Annotated in this window: 14 protein-coding genes; 2 read left to right on the top strand and 12 right to left on the bottom strand. The window is 44.7% G+C overall.

Annotated features, from left to right (window positions below; genetic code table 11):
• Positions 1 to 74: 74 nt before the first annotated feature.
• The 9 genes from GJV22_RS12740 to GJV22_RS12700 form a co-directional block, all read right to left on the bottom strand.
• Positions 75 to 1,385 (bottom strand): acetyl-CoA hydrolase/transferase family protein, encoded by a 1,311-nt coding sequence (locus GJV22_RS12740; RefSeq protein ID WP_163713952.1) that lies wholly within the window; start codon positions 1,383 to 1,385, stop codon positions 75 to 77.
• A gap of 282 nt (positions 1,386 to 1,667) precedes the next feature.
• Positions 1,668 to 2,324 carry an isoprenoid biosynthesis glyoxalase ElbB gene (elbB, locus tag GJV22_RS12735; RefSeq protein WP_163713949.1) on the bottom strand — a complete coding sequence of 219 codons (657 nt, stop codon included), beginning with the start codon at positions 2,322 to 2,324 and terminating at the stop codon, positions 1,668 to 1,670.
• Between the two features lie 140 nt (positions 2,325 to 2,464).
• Positions 2,465 to 3,382: a homoserine O-acetyltransferase MetA gene (gene metA / locus GJV22_RS12730; RefSeq protein WP_163713947.1), complete on the bottom strand. Its 918-nt coding sequence runs from the start codon at positions 3,380 to 3,382 to the stop codon at positions 2,465 to 2,467.
• Positions 3,383 to 3,439: 57 nt separating this feature from the next.
• Positions 3,440 to 4,741: an O-acetylhomoserine aminocarboxypropyltransferase/cysteine synthase family protein gene (locus tag GJV22_RS12725; RefSeq protein ID WP_163713944.1), complete on the bottom strand. Its 1,302-nt coding sequence runs from the start codon at positions 4,739 to 4,741 to the stop codon at positions 3,440 to 3,442.
• A 37-nt stretch (positions 4,742 to 4,778) separates the two neighbouring features.
• The gene (locus tag GJV22_RS12720) at positions 4,779 to 6,128 is read right to left on the bottom strand and encodes an ACT domain-containing protein (protein WP_163713941.1); all 1,350 of its coding nucleotides are present in this window, start codon (positions 6,126 to 6,128) and stop codon (positions 4,779 to 4,781) included.
• Positions 6,129 to 6,451: 323 nt separating this feature from the next.
• Positions 6,452 to 7,192: a hypothetical protein gene (locus GJV22_RS12715; RefSeq protein ID WP_163713939.1), complete on the bottom strand. Its 741-nt coding sequence runs from the start codon at positions 7,190 to 7,192 to the stop codon at positions 6,452 to 6,454.
• A 41-nt stretch (positions 7,193 to 7,233) separates the two neighbouring features.
• Entirely contained in the window at positions 7,234 to 7,956 is a 723-nt protein-coding gene (locus tag GJV22_RS12710; protein WP_163713936.1) for a tRNA threonylcarbamoyladenosine dehydratase, read from the bottom strand.
• Positions 7,953 to 8,606 carry a TatD family hydrolase gene (locus tag GJV22_RS12705; RefSeq protein WP_163713932.1) on the bottom strand — a complete coding sequence of 218 codons (654 nt, stop codon included), beginning with the start codon at positions 8,604 to 8,606 and terminating at the stop codon, positions 7,953 to 7,955. Before GJV22_RS12705 ends, GJV22_RS12710 begins: the two co-directional genes overlap by 4 nt.
• A 33-nt stretch (positions 8,607 to 8,639) precedes the next feature.
• Positions 8,640 to 9,053, bottom strand: coding sequence for a threonyl-tRNA synthetase editing domain-containing protein (locus GJV22_RS12700; RefSeq protein WP_163713929.1), 414 nt, complete (start codon positions 9,051 to 9,053; stop codon positions 8,640 to 8,642).
• 149 nt (positions 9,054 to 9,202) lie between these two features.
• Between GJV22_RS12700 and GJV22_RS12695 the strand changes: the two genes are divergently transcribed.
• A complete protein-coding gene (locus tag GJV22_RS12695; protein WP_163713926.1) occupies positions 9,203 to 11,386 on the top strand; it encodes a T9SS type A sorting domain-containing protein in 2,184 nt (727 codons plus the stop codon).
• Positions 11,387 to 11,525: 139 nt separating this feature from the next.
• The gene (locus GJV22_RS12690; RefSeq protein ID WP_163713923.1) at positions 11,526 to 12,305 is read left to right on the top strand and encodes a hypothetical protein; all 780 of its coding nucleotides are present in this window, start codon (positions 11,526 to 11,528) and stop codon (positions 12,303 to 12,305) included.
• 733 nt (positions 12,306 to 13,038) lie between these two features.
• On the opposite strand, the gene GJV22_RS12685 is transcribed toward GJV22_RS12690, so the two are convergent.
• From GJV22_RS12685 to GJV22_RS12675, 3 genes are all read right to left on the bottom strand, one after another.
• Positions 13,039 to 13,311 carry a DUF493 family protein gene (locus tag GJV22_RS12685; protein ID WP_163713922.1) on the bottom strand — a complete coding sequence of 91 codons (273 nt, stop codon included), beginning with the start codon at positions 13,309 to 13,311 and terminating at the stop codon, positions 13,039 to 13,041.
• Positions 13,312 to 13,517: 206 nt separating this feature from the next.
• Positions 13,518 to 14,945, bottom strand: a complete 1,428-nt coding sequence (locus GJV22_RS12680) for a TlpA disulfide reductase family protein (protein WP_163713919.1) — start codon at positions 14,943 to 14,945, stop codon at positions 13,518 to 13,520.
• Entirely contained in the window at positions 14,908 to 16,020 is a 1,113-nt protein-coding gene (locus tag GJV22_RS12675; RefSeq protein WP_163713916.1) for a glycosyltransferase, read from the bottom strand. Before GJV22_RS12675 ends, GJV22_RS12680 begins: the two co-directional genes overlap by 38 nt.
• Between the last annotated feature and the right edge of the window lie 52 nt (positions 16,021 to 16,072).

Genomic DNA, 16,072 nt, shown 5'->3' with positions numbered 1-16,072 from the left:
AAAGGGTTGGTTGTTTAAAGGTTAAGTTGTGGAGCAAGCACATTCCCAATTGAGAATATGCTTGCTGAGGTATATTAGTATGATTTTTTTACAAAATGGAAGTGAGATCCGAAACGCTCAAAAGCAGCCTGATCAAGAGAAGCTCTGTGGTCAGGGTGAGCAACAGAAATCAACAATTTAGCACGCTCCTGAAGTGTTTTGCCATACAGGTTAACTGCTCCATATTCAGTTACAACCCAGTGCATGTTTGAACGGGTACTTACAACACCTGATCCCGGGATCAAAATAGGGCTGATTTTGGAAACACCTTTGGCAGTTACTGATGGTATTGCAATAATTGGTTTACCACCTTGAGAATAACCGGCACCACGGATAAAATCGATTTGACCTCCAACGCCTGAATAGTGTTTGATACCAATTGAGTCGGCACAAACCTGGCCGGTAAGGTCAATGGCAAGTGCTGAGTTTATAGCAGTTAATTTGTCTAACTGGCGGATTACACTAACACTGTTGGTGTAACCAACGTCCATCATCGCTACTCGTGGGTTATCATCGATGAAGTCATAAAGTGCTTTTGTTCCCATTAGGAACGAAGCAACCATTTTACCTTTATCCAGTTTTTTGTGTTTACCGGTAACAACACCGTTTTCAACCAAAGGAAGGATACCGTCAGCAAACATCTCAGTATGAACACCAAGGTCTTTGTGGTTTCCTAGCTGAGCCAAAACAGCATTTGGGATACCGCCAATACCCATTTGCAGACAGGCACCGTCTTCAACCAACTCGGCAACGTTTTTACCAATTTGAGTTTCAATCTCTGTAAGGGGAGCCATATCGTGAGCATACAGGTCGATGTCGTCTTCAACGAAAATGTCGATTTCGTCGATATGAATCATCGCGTCTCCGAATGCACGAGGAACTTTTGGGTTCACAGCAGCAATTACCACATCGGCAGTTTCGATTGCAGCCAGGGTTGAATCGACCGATGTACCAAGTGATACATAGCCATGTTTGTCAGGTACAGAACACATGACCATGGCAACATTAACTTTTAAATAGCCTTCGCGAATCAGTTTTTGAGTTTCGCTCAGGAATACAGGAATGTAGTCGGCATAACCGGCTTGTGTTTGTTTACGTAGGTTTCCGCCAACGAAAAATTGCTCAGTAACAAAAACGCCTTCAAGTTCAGGGTCTGCGTAGTCCAATTTTCCTTCAACATGGATATGCTGAATTTTAACATCGTAAATTTCTCCGTTGCGTCCTCTTTCAACCATTGGTTTTATCAGCGTATGTGGCGTAACAGCCACACTACTGAGGTGAACACGATCTCCGGATTTTATAACTTTTACTGCCTCTTCGGGCGTAACGTATTTGATTTGTTTCATAATGTGGAAATAGTATAAATTGCTCTGAAAAATTGTGACCGTAAAGATAAAAAATTAGAGCGGTGGGGCTTGAAAAGGCACCTTATTTTGAACCGTTTTAATGAAAGCCATGGTATTTCTGAAATTAATGTTAAGAAAGTCGCTGTATATTTGTTAAGTATTGATTATTAGGAAATAAGGATGTTTAAGTCTGAAATATAAATTGAATAGTTTAGCTTGAATTATGATTTGATCTTCGCGGGATAAGACGTGAGTATTGTGATCTTATGTTTGTAATAAGGGCTAGCTCATTGTGAGGATTGTCTTGATCACATTTCGGGCGCCTATTTCAATTTGATCAATTGTGGCATCCAACATGTAACACGGGGTTGACACAACTCTGTAGTTCCGGTCGATAACAATTTCACCATGTGTAGTCTGGACATGTTTTCCGCCCATTGCTTCAATTGCACCTGCTGTGCCCGAGTCGTTCCCAATAGTGACGTCGACCTTACCCAGAATTTTGGTAATTACGGCGGGGGTAATGCAGAGTGCTCCGATTGGTTTACCTGCTTGAACAGTTGATTTTACAGCTAATTCAACATCTTCGTTTACCGAACACTCAGGACCTTCGAACGCAAATGTGCTTAGATTTTTTGCCGCACCGAAGCCACCAGGGAAAACGAGCGCATCAAAATCAGCTGCTTTGTACTCTTTCAGATCCTGAATTTCACCTCTGGCTATTCTGGCTGATTCAACTAGTACATTGCGGCTTTCGTTCATTTCTTCGCCGGTGAGATGATTAATGACGTGATGTTGGGTAATGTTGGGCGCAAAAAGCGTATAGGATGCTCCGGCTTTGGCAATGGCAAGCATTGTAAGTGTTGCTTCATGAATTTCAGCTCCATCATAAACACCGCAACCGGAAAGCACAACGGCTAATTTCTTTTGAATTGTCATGACTCTTCAATTTTTGAATGCTTAAAAGTAGCTAAATTCCACTAGAAGAAAAAAGCCTCAGAGCTGCGAATCCAGCATCTGAGGCTTTTTTTTTGATGATTTGTATTTTCATCAGAATGACGTATTTTTCAACGCTGTTTCTATTTGATATCTTCCAGATCGTAAGGCGTTTGCTGGTAGACGTAGTAGTTCAACCAGTTGGTGAATAGCAAGTTTGCAGCCGATCGCCATCGCAAAATGGGGGTTCCGTCCGGATTGTCATTAGGGTAATAGTTGAGAGGCACTTCAATTGGAAGATTTCTGGAAACGTCTCTTTTATACTCGCTGTCCAACGTCATGCGCGAGTACTCGGCATGTCCGGTGACGAATATTTGGCGGCCATTTCGGGCAATAACCATATTAACCCCTGAAATATCAGATTCAGAAACGATTTCCAATTCTTCAACTTTTTTGATGTCTTCAGCACGTATTTCGGTGTGTCGCGAATGAGGCACATAATGCGTGTCGTCGAAGCCCCGGAAGATGGGGATTTTTTTATCTGACACCCGGTGCTCGAAAACGCCGAACATTTTCTTTTCTAGCGGGTATTTCGGAATTCCATAGAAATGGAATAACGCAGCTTGCGACGCCCAGCAGATGAATAGCGATGAGGTGACGTTGGTTACCGACCAGTCCATGATTTCTTTCATTTCATCCCAGTAGGTGACCTCTTCAAAAGGAAGATGTTCAACCGGTGCTCCGGTAATAATCATACCATCGAATTTGTGTTTCTTTATCTGTTCAAACGTTTTATAAAACGCAGTCATGTGCTCAGCAGAAGTGTGTTTGTGCTCATGATCTTTTATTTTCAGAAACTCGATTTCAATCTGCAATGGTGAGTTTGACAGAACCCGAAGTAAATCAGTCTCAGTGGTAATTTTTAGTGGCATCAGGTTTAGGATCACAATTTTCAGCGGACGGATATCCTGGTGGGATGCCCGCGTTTGGTCGATCACAAAAATGTTTTCCTGAAGCAACAATTCAATTGCTGGTAATTTATCCGGTATATTTAATGGCATAACAAATTCCTTTTAAAGTGCCCGGAGCAATGAACTCCGGGCTATATGATTTACTGTTTAAATCTTGCTTAATGCCTGATCGAAATCGGCAATAATATCATCAATATGTTCCAGTCCGACTGAAACACGCAACTGGGCTGGGTAAACACCTGCAGCCAATTGCGCTTCGGCAGATAATTGCTGGTGCGTTGTTGCCGCCGGTTGAATAATCAGTGTTTTGGCATCACCAACATTGGCCAAATGGCTCACCAGTTCGAGGCTTTCTACTATTTTTTTAGCCTCTTCAACTCCACCTTTTACTGTGAACGACAACATACTTCCGGCGCCTTTTGTCAAATACTTCTTCGCCAGTTCGTACGAAGGACTGCTTTTCAGTCCGGGATAATTCACGCTTTCTACTTTCGGGTGGTTTTCCAACCAATCGGCCAGTTTTTCAGCATTCTCAACGTGGCGTTCCATTCTTAACGACAGTGTTTCCAAACCTTGCAGTAATAAGAATGAGTTGAATGGACTTGGAGCAGGGCCGAAATCCCGCAAACCTTCAACACGTGCTTTAATAATAAAGGCAATGTTCCCGAATGGGCCGTCAAAGTTAAAAATATCCCAGAACTTTAGACCATGATATCCTTCAGATGGCTCCGTGAAACTTGGGAATTTACCATTTCCCCAGTTGTAGTTTCCAGCATCAACAATAACCCCCCCAAGGCTGGTTCCGTGCCCGCCGATCCATTTAGTGGCCGATTCGACTACAATATTAGCACCGTGCTCAATCGGGCGGAACAAATAGCCTGCGCCGGCAAATGTATTGTCGACAACCAAAGGGATGTCGTATTTTTTTGCAACTGCAGCTATCGCATCGAAGTCAGGTATGACAAATCCCGGGTTGCCGATTGTCTCCAGGTAGATGATTTTTGTCTTTTCGTCAATCAGTTCTTCAAACGATTCTGCATTCAGATCTTTTGTCATACGGGACTCCCATCCAAAGTTTTTGAAAGTTACTTTGAATTGGTTGTATGTACCACCATACAGATAGGGAGAGCTCACAATGTTGTCACCTGATGTTAGCAATGTGCTGCAAACCAGAAATTGTGCTGCGTGGCCAGAAGCCACCGACAAAGCTGCAGCACCTCCTTCAAGAGCCGCAACACGTTTTTCAAATACGTCGGAAGTTGGATTCATTAACCGAGTGTAGATATTCCCGAATTCCTTTAGGCCAAATAGGTTCGCGGCGTGATCAGAATCTTTGAATACATACGAGCTGGTTTGGTAAATTGGTACTGCTCGTGATCCGGTTGCGGGATCGACTTCTTGTCCTGCATGCAATTGCAGCGTCTCGAATTTAAGATTTTTACTTGTCATTGTTTTTGTTATTTAGGATTTTGAAATAGCATTTGTTTTAGTTATTCCCGAAAAATATTTTGTGAATTTCCTGAATTGCTTTGGTCTTGTCCTTTTCATCGACGATCAGGTAGCTAACCAGGTCGGAGGCCCCTGAACCGCTAATCAGCACATTGATTTTGTTGTTGGCAACGGCTGAGAAAAGTGCCGCTGAAATACCATGATTTTGCTGCATTCCGTGGCCTACGATCGCGATTAGCGAAACTTTTTCTTCGACTTCAACCTGACTAACCGAAGGCAGGTCTAATTCCAGAGCCAGTTTCCTTACCCGTTCAGCCGAAGTTTTGTCAATCATGATATTGATGCTGGTTTGTGCAGTAATAACAGACCGGATGTTGATATGGTTTTTATTAAATGCTCCCGTTACCTTAGCCAAAATACCCGGTTTGAATCCCACACCCGGACCATTCAGCCTTAGAATGGCAATGTCGTCGGTGTGGGCAACGCTTTTTACCACCTGTGAAGCGATGATGCTTTTCGAGTTAATTCGGGTCCTGAGAATTTTCTCCCCGTCTTTAAGCTCATAAACGTGAATCGGGATGTGCTTTTCGATGAGCGGCTCCACGATGCGCGGGTGAATACCGGAGTAGTTGAAGTATGAAAGCTCGGAGGCCTCAGCGTAAGTGAGACTTTCGATATAAGTTGGGTTCGATACGAAATTTTCGTCGGCAGTTTTAAACGGGGTGCCGATTTGCCAAAGCTCCAGACGATCGGTATTGAAAATTGAAGCCAAAGTGGCTGCAGTATAGTCGGCAGCACGGTTCCCGATGCGGGCTATTTTTCCGCCTTTGGTAACTCCGTATGAGCCAGGCACTAATGTGATCGCTCCGAAATTGAACGTTTTTATTTGATTCGTTGATTCTTCAATCTTGACCGAAGCATTGCCAAACTCATCACTGACAATTAAGCCCAGGTCTTCAGGGAAAACAATCTGCGACTCAATTTGATTGCTCCGTAAAATATCGGCCACCAAAACGGTAGCTATTTTTTCAGCAAACGAGAGTACTTGATCCTGCAGGGCCGGGGAGAAGTCGCCGGTATAATGAATTCCCTTCAGTAAAATTTCAAGCTTTTCGTAAAGATCTTGAAGAGTTGTAAAAGCATCAAGCTGTTGGGCATTTCTAATTTTGTCAACTTCAGCATAGATCTGTTTGATCAGCAACTCAGGATTCCCTTTTGGGCTGCTCAGGGTTTTAATCCCATTGGATAGCAGGTTCTGGATTTCTTTCGGAGCCGAGACAATTAAAATGTGTTTTGAGTTGGCTTGGGCAAGTAGTTTGACCAAACTGGTGATTACAAGCGGTTCTTTCAGGTTGTTACCGCTAAACCGGACAATACATTCGGGCATAGCCTAATATTTTTTGAAATAAATTTTGGAAATCTTAAACTCGGAATCTTTCATGCCTTCAAACCATATTCGCGGGGAATACCGAATGAAGGCTATCGCATGCACATAGACATGGATGGCATGAAAACAGCAGTAAGCATCATGGAAGTGGTGCTTGCAGTAGAAGTATATGTATTGCTGTTAATCATCCGTTTTGTGTGATAAGTAGCACAAACGTAGGAAATAGTTTAAAAATAACAAAGCCTTATTTAGAAAAAATAAAAATAGGATGTATGGAGAGGTGTTGGCTTTTGTTTTAAAAATACTGAAGCTGGGATTTTTTCTTAATTCACAGGGAAAAGAACTTGCTTATAATCGAATTCCAGGTTTTTGTCATCTACTGGTATGACGATTTTCAGGTAAGTAGCATCGGGGCTGGCGGGGAAGAAGACTTTCCCAAACATCGCGAAATTGCTTTCCAATGTTGTTTTCCGGATGGTCCCGTGTTCCCAGGCGTCTTTTAGTTCATTTAAATTTTGCGCTTCAAATCGGGCTTCATCACCAATGGCGTATGAGGTTGCCATAATCCCGTCGGTCACAGCATAGCGAATGTTATCGTTTCGCGGATTGCCAGTTCCGATAATAGCATTGGCAGCGATACTGGCACCAATTCCCATAATAACTATTCCTAGCTCATTTTTGGCCACTGCCTCGTTTTGTGCAATACCTTTGTCGAACTGCAGAATTTTTCCCTCAGGGTCAATGGCATTGACTGGTTGTGTTGTTTTGGGATTCATTAATTCGTCGAAAGCCTGGCAGGTATATTGAACAGGATCGACAAGCAACGACATATTTGAATGGTTGATGATATGGAAATCGAACCAATAAGCTCCATCCTGGTAGCGGTCAAAGCCAATTTCGTAGCTTATTCCGTAGATCGAATCAGTCAGAAGTGCTTGCCCGTAGAGCCACTTGTCCGGTTCCTTTTCCGGGATGAGTTTGGTAATTTTACCGGGACCGGTGCAGGATTGAAAAAGTAAAACACCGGCAATGAGCAAAAAGGGTAGGGTGACTTTTGATTTCATGGTTTCAGCGTTTTTTGACAATCCTTCAAGTATTGTACCAATTAGTCGGTTTTAGCCAGTAAATTCCGAAGGACTACTGAAGCGATGTGGCAACCAAACAAGGGTGGCATATATGAAATGGTGCCAACAGCTGATTTCTTGTTTCGTCCTTCTTCCTCCCGAACTCTTGCTTTCTCAACTTCCTCTGGCGAGAACACAACCTGCACTCCCTTTTTTACGCCCAATTTGGTCAGACGTTTCCGAAGAACACGTGCTAATTTACAGTTGTACGATTTGGAGATATCGCAGCTTTGAATGAGCGACGGATCAAATTTACCGCCGGCCCCCATAGAGCTAACAATCGGAATGTTGCGCTGTAGGCTGTGATAGATCAGAAATGTTTTGGGAGCAAGGGTGTCAATCGCATCAACTACGTAGTCGTAGTTGTCGGCTTCCAAAATCTCAATCATCCGCTCATCTTTCAGGTATTCGTTGATGACATTGACCTCGATTTTTCGGTTGATATCGCGGAAACGGGCTCCCATGATTTCAGCTTTGGGTTTTCCGTCGTTGCTAATGAGCGCGGGCAACTGGCGATTACGGTTGGTGGCTTCAACCACATCGCCGTCAACGATGGTCATTTTGCCAACTCCGGCCCGGCAAATTTGCTCGGCAGCATATGCGCCAACTCCACCTAGCCCAACAACCAATACATGTGCATTCGTTAATTTTTCCAATCCTTCTTCACCCAGCATCAAGAGGGTTCGTTCCTGCCAATTCTTCATTTTCCTGTAATTTGCTGATAATTCCGAAACAGCTGCTGTTTGAGTTCTTCAACAGCTATTTCTAGTTTTTCGGCGGCAAAAATATAAATACTTTCAATATTTTCCGTGTTTTCATCAGTTTCAAACAAGAGTTGAGACAGTGGGATTTCCAGAAGCGATTGATTGAGTTTTTCACGATCGTTCAAAAGAATTGTGCCCATTGAAAAGAAGAACCCTAAGCGAGCCAGCTGTTTGGTGGTTTCAATATTTCCCTGGTAGCCATGCAAAATCCACGGAATGTTGCTTGTGTGTTGCTTTTTTAGTTGCAACAAATCCGAGTAGCTGCGTACGGCGTGAAGAATCAGTGGTTTGTTCTGTTTCTCCGCCAGTTTTAGTTGAGGCAGAAAAAAATCAATTTGTCGTTCAACGGAAGTCTCCAAGGTTCGGTCGATGCCGCATTCGCCGATGGCCAAAACCTGCGGATGCTTCGACACTTCTTCCAGTTGCTGCAGCCAATCGGACCCGTTTGCTTCATCTAAATCCCAGGGATGTAGCCCTGCCGAATACAATTGCCCCTCCGTCGGTTGAAAAGGCAACAGCACCGAATGATTGACCAGACCAATCTGTCCGGCTGGTAAGTTGAAATGTGTATGTAGGTTGACGAGTTTCAAATTTTCAATGTTAGTGACTTTCGTCCTCAGCCATTAAAGCTCTGCCCAAATGCGGGCGAGCGAAAAGCCGGGGGCATCGATTTGCAGATCCAAAAAAAAGCCGAAAGGTGTTTGGGCTGTTTCGTATCCGGCGTTCTGCAGCCTTTTTTCGGCCAGGTTAAAAAGCTCATGTGTGTATGGAACCGAAGCTTTCGATTCGGATAAATGGGCGAACGAATGCAGGATTATCCGGTTTGCATTATTCTTTCGGGCCGTCCACTTCAAGTGGTTGACCAGTTTTTTTTCGCGGCTACCAACACCCTTTTCTTCATCTTTTTCTTCCACCTGAATAAAAGCCAAAACCGAGTCGGTAAATTCCCGGCTCTCGTCCAGCTCTTCAACACTCTCCAGGTTTTTCTCCGCTGTTTTGTAACCAAAGCGGTTGACATACATAACAAGTACCTTCATCCTTCAAAAATAACGAAAAGTTGACAGGTTCGCCGTTTGTTGAGCAGGCATAATCAGCACATTCGGCAACATAAAACTTTTGCTTTGTATCATATTCCGGTTCAGATAACCGTTATTTTTCTAAATTTGATTGAATAGTAAATAAACTTATGCACTTAAAGTCCTGTTTCCTGCTTTTATTTTGTTTGGCAGTTATGCCTGCGGTGGCTCAGTTGTCGCAAGGAGGAAAGCCGATTGCCATTCAGCAATTAAAAGTTGCCCGCGATAATCAGTTTGTTGAGCTGACCATTCCGCGGAGCGAAATAGAATTGGTGAAAAAGCGGCAGGCGGAGCATAAAAGAACCAAGGCTTTTCGGTTCGCTTATGCTATTCCGCTGGATTGCACGCCGCAAAATTCTGGAAATTGGATTGATGCCGGAAACTACCGCGTTTGGCAGCTGAAACTATATTCTCCCGGAGCGCGCTCGCTGAATGTTATTTTTGGTCGTTATAATCTACCCGATGGGGCTCGTTTGTTTTTGTTCTCAGAAGATGGCAGCGATCTGTTGGGAGCCTTTACCTCGGAAAATAACAAGCAGGACGGCATGCTGGCAACGATGCCAGTGGCGGGCGATAAAATAATTCTGCAATACGAAGAACCGATGGATGCCAATTATAGTGGTGAGTTGAAATTGCAGTCGGTGAATCACGATTTCATTGGCTTGAAAGCTTATAGTGGCGGTCGCCGTCCGTTGGGGGAATCGGGGAGCTGTAATGTGAATGTCAACTGTGATTATCTGACTACATATCGGGAGGCGGCAGATGCTGTTTGCCGCATTTTAGTTGGAGGCACCGAGCTGTGCACCGGAACCCTGCTGAATAACGCCGCGCAGGATGGCACTCCATACCTGTTGACCGCCAATCATTGTATCACGACTGCGGCGGACGCGTCGACCAGCGTATTTTTATTTAATTACGAATCCCCCTATTGCGAAAGCATTGATGGGGACGTGGAAAATTCGTTGAGTGGGAGTAGTTTGAAAGCGAGCTCTGATGACCTGGATTTTTCGCTCGTAGAACTGAGTGTTGCGCCGCCCAAAAGTTTTCAGCCGTATTATTTAGGCTGGGATCATTCATCAACCCCTCCGGCGTCAACAGTTTCAATTCACCATCCGCTGGGCGACATTAAAAAAGTGGCGATTGATACCAATTCACCAACTGTTGCTTCCTACACCTCCGACTATGTTGCGGGTGCTTTTTGGAAAATTGGCGAGTGGGAGGAAGGTACGACTGAAGCCGGATCGTCGGGCGCTGCTTTAATCGATCCGAATATGCGGGTGCGCGGCTCATTGGTGGGCGGAGAGGCTACCTGCGCCTATCCGATCGATGACTATTTCTCGCAGTTTCGCTTTGCCTGGGATCATTATACTGAAAGCACAAAGCAATTGAAAGCCTGGCTCGATCCGAATAGTAGTGGGTCGAGTGCGATTTCGGGTTACAACCCGTATGCCGATGTCGAAAAATGTACAATGGTCACCAACTTAAAGGACAGTGATACGCACACTGATGGATTGATCAATGCCGGGCAGGAAAGCGATGGATACTACGGCGGAACAAATAGTTACGGTTTTACGGAGTTTGCGGAGGCTTTTCAATTTGAGACCGATTGCAAGATCCAGGGCCTTAGCCTGGGCGTTGCTGAAAAGGCAATCAGCTCGAACAACGCGACATTGACGCTTGCTGTTTATGTCGGGGGCGATGTTCCCGGGAGCCTGATCTACAGCCAGGATTTTGACCTGGGGACAGTGGACGAAGGCGTGATGAATTATTTCGCCTTTGATCAGGAAATCAGTACGGACGGATCATTCTACCTGGCCTGGTCGGTCGAAAACCTGGCGGCGAATGATGTATTTGCGGTATACCTGGCTGAACGCACCAACGACAGTGCCAACTCCTTTTTTATTCGCGATGGTGGCGACTGGTACACCTATCCCGGGAAAAGCAACTCGACCAACGGGGCAGCGGCCGTGATGGAAGCTTTGGTGTGCTACCACGACGACGTTCAGGATTACAATCCGTTTGAAGCCGAAGACGTCGATCTTGTGGCTTACCCGAATCCCTTCCGATACGGGCAGGAACTGGTTGTTCGCTTTGAAGAACAGGTGCAGCCGGTTAATCCACAGGTGTTCGATTTGCTGGGACATACCTATACTGTCAATTCCACGGTGACCGGTCTCGACCGGATTGCCCTGAACTTCGACCGCTTTCTGCCGGGCATCTACTTTGTTCGGCTAACCAGCCAGGTGACCGGGAAAGTGTACACCCAAAAGGTGCTTTATTTGGGCGGAAGCTAAGTCGGCTAAAAGATCATTCTGCTTTTAACTTTTTTTAGGCAACCCCGGCCTTTGATCATCAGTAAAAATAAATGGCTTGATTATTCAGGGAAGAGATTCACTGGTTTAAGTCGATTTTTCACCGTGTCATCAAAAGGTTATGAAGTCTTTCAAATCAATTTTGATCCTTGTAATCCTGGTGTTGGCTTTCGCGGCCACGTTCGCCCAGACCAGGAGAGAGATTCTGAATGCTGTTGACAGTCTGATGCTGGTTAATGACAGTCTGCAGAACGAAATCGGGAAATACATTCAATTTGAAGAACACGTCCGGCAGCTGATGCTTCACGGGATTGATTCGGGGACACCGCTGATGGAAGTTCAGGCCGAACTGGATCGGGTTATTGCGAAGCAGGCAACCAATAAGGCCGGTTTTCCGAAAACCAACGGAATGCTGCTGGACTCGATTGCCGGTTTGCAACATGAAATCAACGCGATGCAAATTCGTGAAGAGGTGTATGCCGGTATTCTGGTTTCGGCGTTAAGCAACGCTTCATTCCCGCAATCGGAGGACGAGTTGCAGGGCAGCTGGGATCTGTTTCTCAATCCGGTTCAAATTTCCGGCGATCCCTTCCAGTCGGGCATCATCAGTTTCAATCCTTTTCTGAGCGACGAGGTGATTCGAAAGAATAGCATTTATAAAATTGAATTTGAAGCCGACGAGTTGGCGACCCTGTTTTTTTATGGCGGACGGAGCCAAAAATGTTTTTATAAAGTGACTGGTTTCAGTACCCAGTCGCCTTACTCCATTCAATTTGTCAAACAAGGTGAGTTTAGTTTGACCCTGATGATTTCGCCGCTGCCAACCGGCTTGATGGTTTCGTACGAAACATCTGAAGTTCCCCAAAAATATTTTTACTATTACGGTTTGATGAAGAAGTAGCCGCAACTTCGAAACCCCAAATTTGGACACTGCTCCGGCGATTAACAGGGCTGTTGGGAATTGTAAGCAAGGCATTGCCTCCGTTTTGAAACACAAAAAACGGGCTGCTTACTATCGCAGCCCGTCAAAAAAACCGAAATTCAACAACTTATCAAATGAAAAACGCGGCGATATCTATTCGCCCACTTGTAATTTTTTTTTATTCGACGTACGTGTGCTGTTGTTTTAACGCCGGTACCTAATGTCACAATTTTGTCATAAACAGTTTGGAAGCTTCACCTATTTAACGCGACAAAATTCTTTTTGTCTTATGCAAGTTATCACCATCTATTGTTAAATTCAATAGAACTTTTGTTTAATTTTTGTGTTGGGGAACATATTTTTGAAGTAGGAATGTTCCCTTGAGATCTGAAGCCCCTTCATCCGATTCCGGATGAGTGCTCCAGGGAGTTGGATGGCGTATTCTCATTTCGGTTGAAGTCTCCACCGCTTTTGATAGCCATTTAACAGAGAGCTGCCGCAAAGCATATCACTGGAAAACGGATATTGAAAGCTGTTCCTTATTTTGCGAAAGCACTTGACGGAAGTGCGGCAATCGATTTAAACCTTAAACCAATAGCATATGTCAGTCATGCAAATCATGTCGGTAGCGGCCGGCTTAGTTGTGATGTTTTTACTAATCGCGTCCCATTACGAAAAGAAGGCCCGGAATAAGGAATAAGCTTTTGACGGGCTACAAAATCAGCACCCCGTCAATCTGGTCCACTTTTTCGGTGATCTCAATGATTTGATCCGCACTTTCCATTTCTGCAACGCAGGTTATTGAAACATGCTTGAGGTTTGCGGTATGTTTAAACGAAAACCGTCCGTTTGCGGGTAGCAGCGATTTTATTTCATCAACCTTTCCTTCGTTGTTTGGGGTGATGAATTTAAACATGTATTCCAACGGCCATGTCTCCGTTTCCATGAGCCGGTATCGTAAGCTTGTAAATTTATCTGTTTTCATAGGCATACTTTTCCACTTCTTTCTGTGCGTTAATTTCTACTTCGATTTGTTGCCAGTACTGAAATTCCAATCCTGATTACTGGTCAAAATAGCTTCGACTTTTCATTTTTAACAGCTAAATACTTTGGTTTGTTTGTAACAGGCGTTCGTTCTGTTCTCCCGAATTCGCATCGTCCGAAACCGAAATACCAGGGCTAATCGTAATGCTACTGCATGGCTCCCAGTACTTTCAATAGGTGTTTCATGGCGGGGACATCCAGTTGTTTGGCAATGATTTTTTTGTGCTCGTCGAGCAGGAAGAGCGACGGGGTTGTGCGTACGCCGTACAGCAGTTTCATGTCCGAAATTTGCTTGGGGTCCCAGAGGTTTTCCCAACCGTTCAATTCGTGTTCGGTAATAAAGTCGGTCCATTCCTGTTTGTCGGTCATGGTATAAACCGCATAAACGGAGAGTTGCGACGGTCTGGCTGCCAGAAACAGCTCGTCGTACAGCTTGGGGATTTCCTTTTTGCAATGGCTGCATCCGGGTTCCCAAAAAGCCAGCAAGGTATATGGTGTCGGACTTTGTTTCAGGCTGTGAAACTCGCCATCGGCATCTTCGAGCAGCAGTTCGGGTGCTTCGTTGCCCACCAGGTTGTGTTTGCGCAGGGCTACTTCGCGCTGAATGTTCTCCAGCGTTTTGGCATCAGCCCAGGTGGCCTGACCGCTCAGGTAGTAGCGCTCGGCCAGGGCTACAAATACATTTTCGATGCCCATTACTTTCGACTGGATACTGTTGTTCACCAAAAAGGAAGTCAGGTTTTGGTACAACTCGGGCGTATCGCGGTACTTTTCGATGGTGGCTATGGCTTCGGGCAAAACACTGTCAGGATTTTGCAGCAGCACCCGGTTGAAATATTCGTTCAGCCGGTCTTTCACAAACGGAGTATGCCACAGGCGCAGGTCGCCTAAATCGAAATAATCCCAGTAGTGCGTTTTGCGAAAATTATATTCGTACACCCATTTGAGTGAATCGCTTGCTGTGTATTTGGCGGGGATCTGTGATTCGTCCGGTTCAACCTGGTGGTTGGCCAGCAACACCTTCCCGAAGAAAAATGCGCTATTCTTTTGTCCTTCCTCGAAACGGTATTTCTTCACCGATTCATCCAGCTTTTTAATTTTATTTTTCACCAAATCCAACGAATCAGGCTGATCTTTCAGCCTTCCCTGTTGGGACGAGAGTGCAGCAAATCGTTTCTTTTGCTTGCCCAGGTAGTCGATGTAAGCCTGAAAATTTTCGCTTTCGGGCGCAGCTTTCACCTGTGCTGATTGAGAACCGGGTGGAACAGTAATGCTGAATTGCTGATCTTTGCCCACCAGAAAATCGAACTGGGTATTTTTGTTGATGTACAGCTGGTAGATTCCCTGGTCCAATGGCTTGTCGCCTTTAAAAACAGCCCGACCGTTCGCATCGAGTTGCAAGCTGTCTTTCACAAACAGACCACCAAAATAGTAACCGGCAACGATTAACTGGCTATCGCGGCAGGCAGGTATATTGACGTCGATTTTGTATGCTTGGGCCTGACTGTTTGCAGGTAGTAAATAGAGTAGAAGAAGGCTACAAATGCTCAATAATCTTTTGGGCGTTAACATCATTGGAGTAAAATGTTTCTAATTTTAGTTTTCGCCGGTGGATGTCCTCTTTATCAAATTTAAGCTCAATCAACTTTTGGATTGTCTGAATCATTTCCTGCGGCGTGTCTGCAATATGGCAAAGATTTTTCAAATCTGTTCCCTGAACCATGATTGAATTTGTTACGCAATGTTTGCCGCCAAAGAGCGAAGCCAGCAATTTCAGCTTCATGCCGGATGATTGGAAGGCCGGAATCAGGCAAATCTGTGCATCGTGAATCAGTTGATCCATTTTTTGGCGCGAAGGATTTTCAACCAGTGAAATGTGCGGAATATCCTTTACCATCTTTACCAGCCACTCGGGCGGATTTTTGCCGGCAATAATAAAACTTAGCGTGATTTCCGAGAATATTTTCCGAATGAGATATTTCACGGCCTTTTGGTTTTCGGTCACGCTTAAATCGCCATGAAACAGCACATAATCGCCATAACCCTTTTCGCAGCTTAGTTCCCTGAACGGGTGAAAAGGAGGAATGAAGGTGGCCGTTTCAAATTGATCCTGAAAATAGGTGGTATCGGTTTCGGAAATAGCCAGGATGTGTTGCGCGTGCTTCAATTTGCTCTCGAATAGTTTTAAGCGAAGACTCTCAATGGCATAATAGCACCGTTTGTAAAAGGTTGTTTCCGAATTGTATAAATTGAAATAGTATTGGTGTTCGATGTTATGTGTCCGGACGATTTTTTTGTAGGCTCCCAGCAACGGATGCACCAGGAAATAGCAAGCGTGCAAACCCTCGAATAGAATGGGCGCGGTAACCGAAAGCAAATTTTGGAGCAGTTCAGGATGATTTCGTCCTTTTACAATAAAGGGAAGTACACTGAGTTGTGCTTTGAAATCGGTTTGCCGCGGGTAGTAGAAAATTTTGTGACACAGCTTTTCCAGCTCAGGATCCCGAGGGCGGTTGTATTCGAAACAATGCAAATATATTTCGATACCGGCCCGATGCAAGGATTCAAGCTTGTAATAAACATCAATCACTCCGCCGTAATTGGGCGGACTGGGGATATTAAAACTTATAATGTGAAGCTTTTTAGTCATACCACTCGATGACTAAAATACGAAAAAACCGCAAGTGCGGTACTTGCGGTTT

The sequence above is a fragment of the Mangrovibacterium lignilyticum genome (assembly GCF_010882175.1).
GTDB classification, from domain to species: domain Bacteria; phylum Bacteroidota; class Bacteroidia; order Bacteroidales; family Prolixibacteraceae; genus Mangrovibacterium; species Mangrovibacterium lignilyticum.
This window is presented reverse-complemented; position numbering and strand designations above follow the sequence as displayed.

Coding starts and splice junctions, on each gene's coding strand:
- GJV22_RS12680 (WP_163713919.1), bottom strand. CDS start 14,945: ATGATGTTAACGCCCAAAAGATTATTGAGCATTTGTAGCCTTCTTCTA.
- GJV22_RS12715 (WP_163713939.1), bottom strand. CDS start 7,192: ATGAAATCAAAAGTCACCCTACCCTTTTTGCTCATTGCCGGTGTTTTA.
- GJV22_RS12710 (WP_163713936.1), bottom strand. CDS start 7,956: ATGAAGAATTGGCAGGAACGAACCCTCTTGATGCTGGGTGAAGAAGGA.
- GJV22_RS12720 (WP_163713941.1), bottom strand. CDS start 6,128: ATGCCCGAATGTATTGTCCGGTTTAGCGGTAACAACCTGAAAGAACCG.
- metA (WP_163713947.1), bottom strand. CDS start 3,382: ATGCCATTAAATATACCGGATAAATTACCAGCAATTGAATTGTTGCTT.
- GJV22_RS12700 (WP_163713929.1), bottom strand. CDS start 9,053: ATGAAGGTACTTGTTATGTATGTCAACCGCTTTGGTTACAAAACAGCG.
- GJV22_RS12695 (WP_163713926.1), top strand. CDS start 9,203: ATGCACTTAAAGTCCTGTTTCCTGCTTTTATTTTGTTTGGCAGTTATG.
- GJV22_RS12685 (WP_163713922.1), bottom strand. CDS start 13,311: ATGAAAACAGATAAATTTACAAGCTTACGATACCGGCTCATGGAAACG.
- GJV22_RS12725 (WP_163713944.1), bottom strand. CDS start 4,741: ATGACAAGTAAAAATCTTAAATTCGAGACGCTGCAATTGCATGCAGGA.
- GJV22_RS12690 (WP_163713923.1), top strand. CDS start 11,526: ATGAAGTCTTTCAAATCAATTTTGATCCTTGTAATCCTGGTGTTGGCT.
- GJV22_RS12675 (WP_163713916.1), bottom strand. CDS start 16,020: ATGACTAAAAAGCTTCACATTATAAGTTTTAATATCCCCAGTCCGCCC.
- elbB (WP_163713949.1), bottom strand. CDS start 2,324: ATGACAATTCAAAAGAAATTAGCCGTTGTGCTTTCCGGTTGCGGTGTT.
- GJV22_RS12740 (WP_163713952.1), bottom strand. CDS start 1,385: ATGAAACAAATCAAATACGTTACGCCCGAAGAGGCAGTAAAAGTTATA.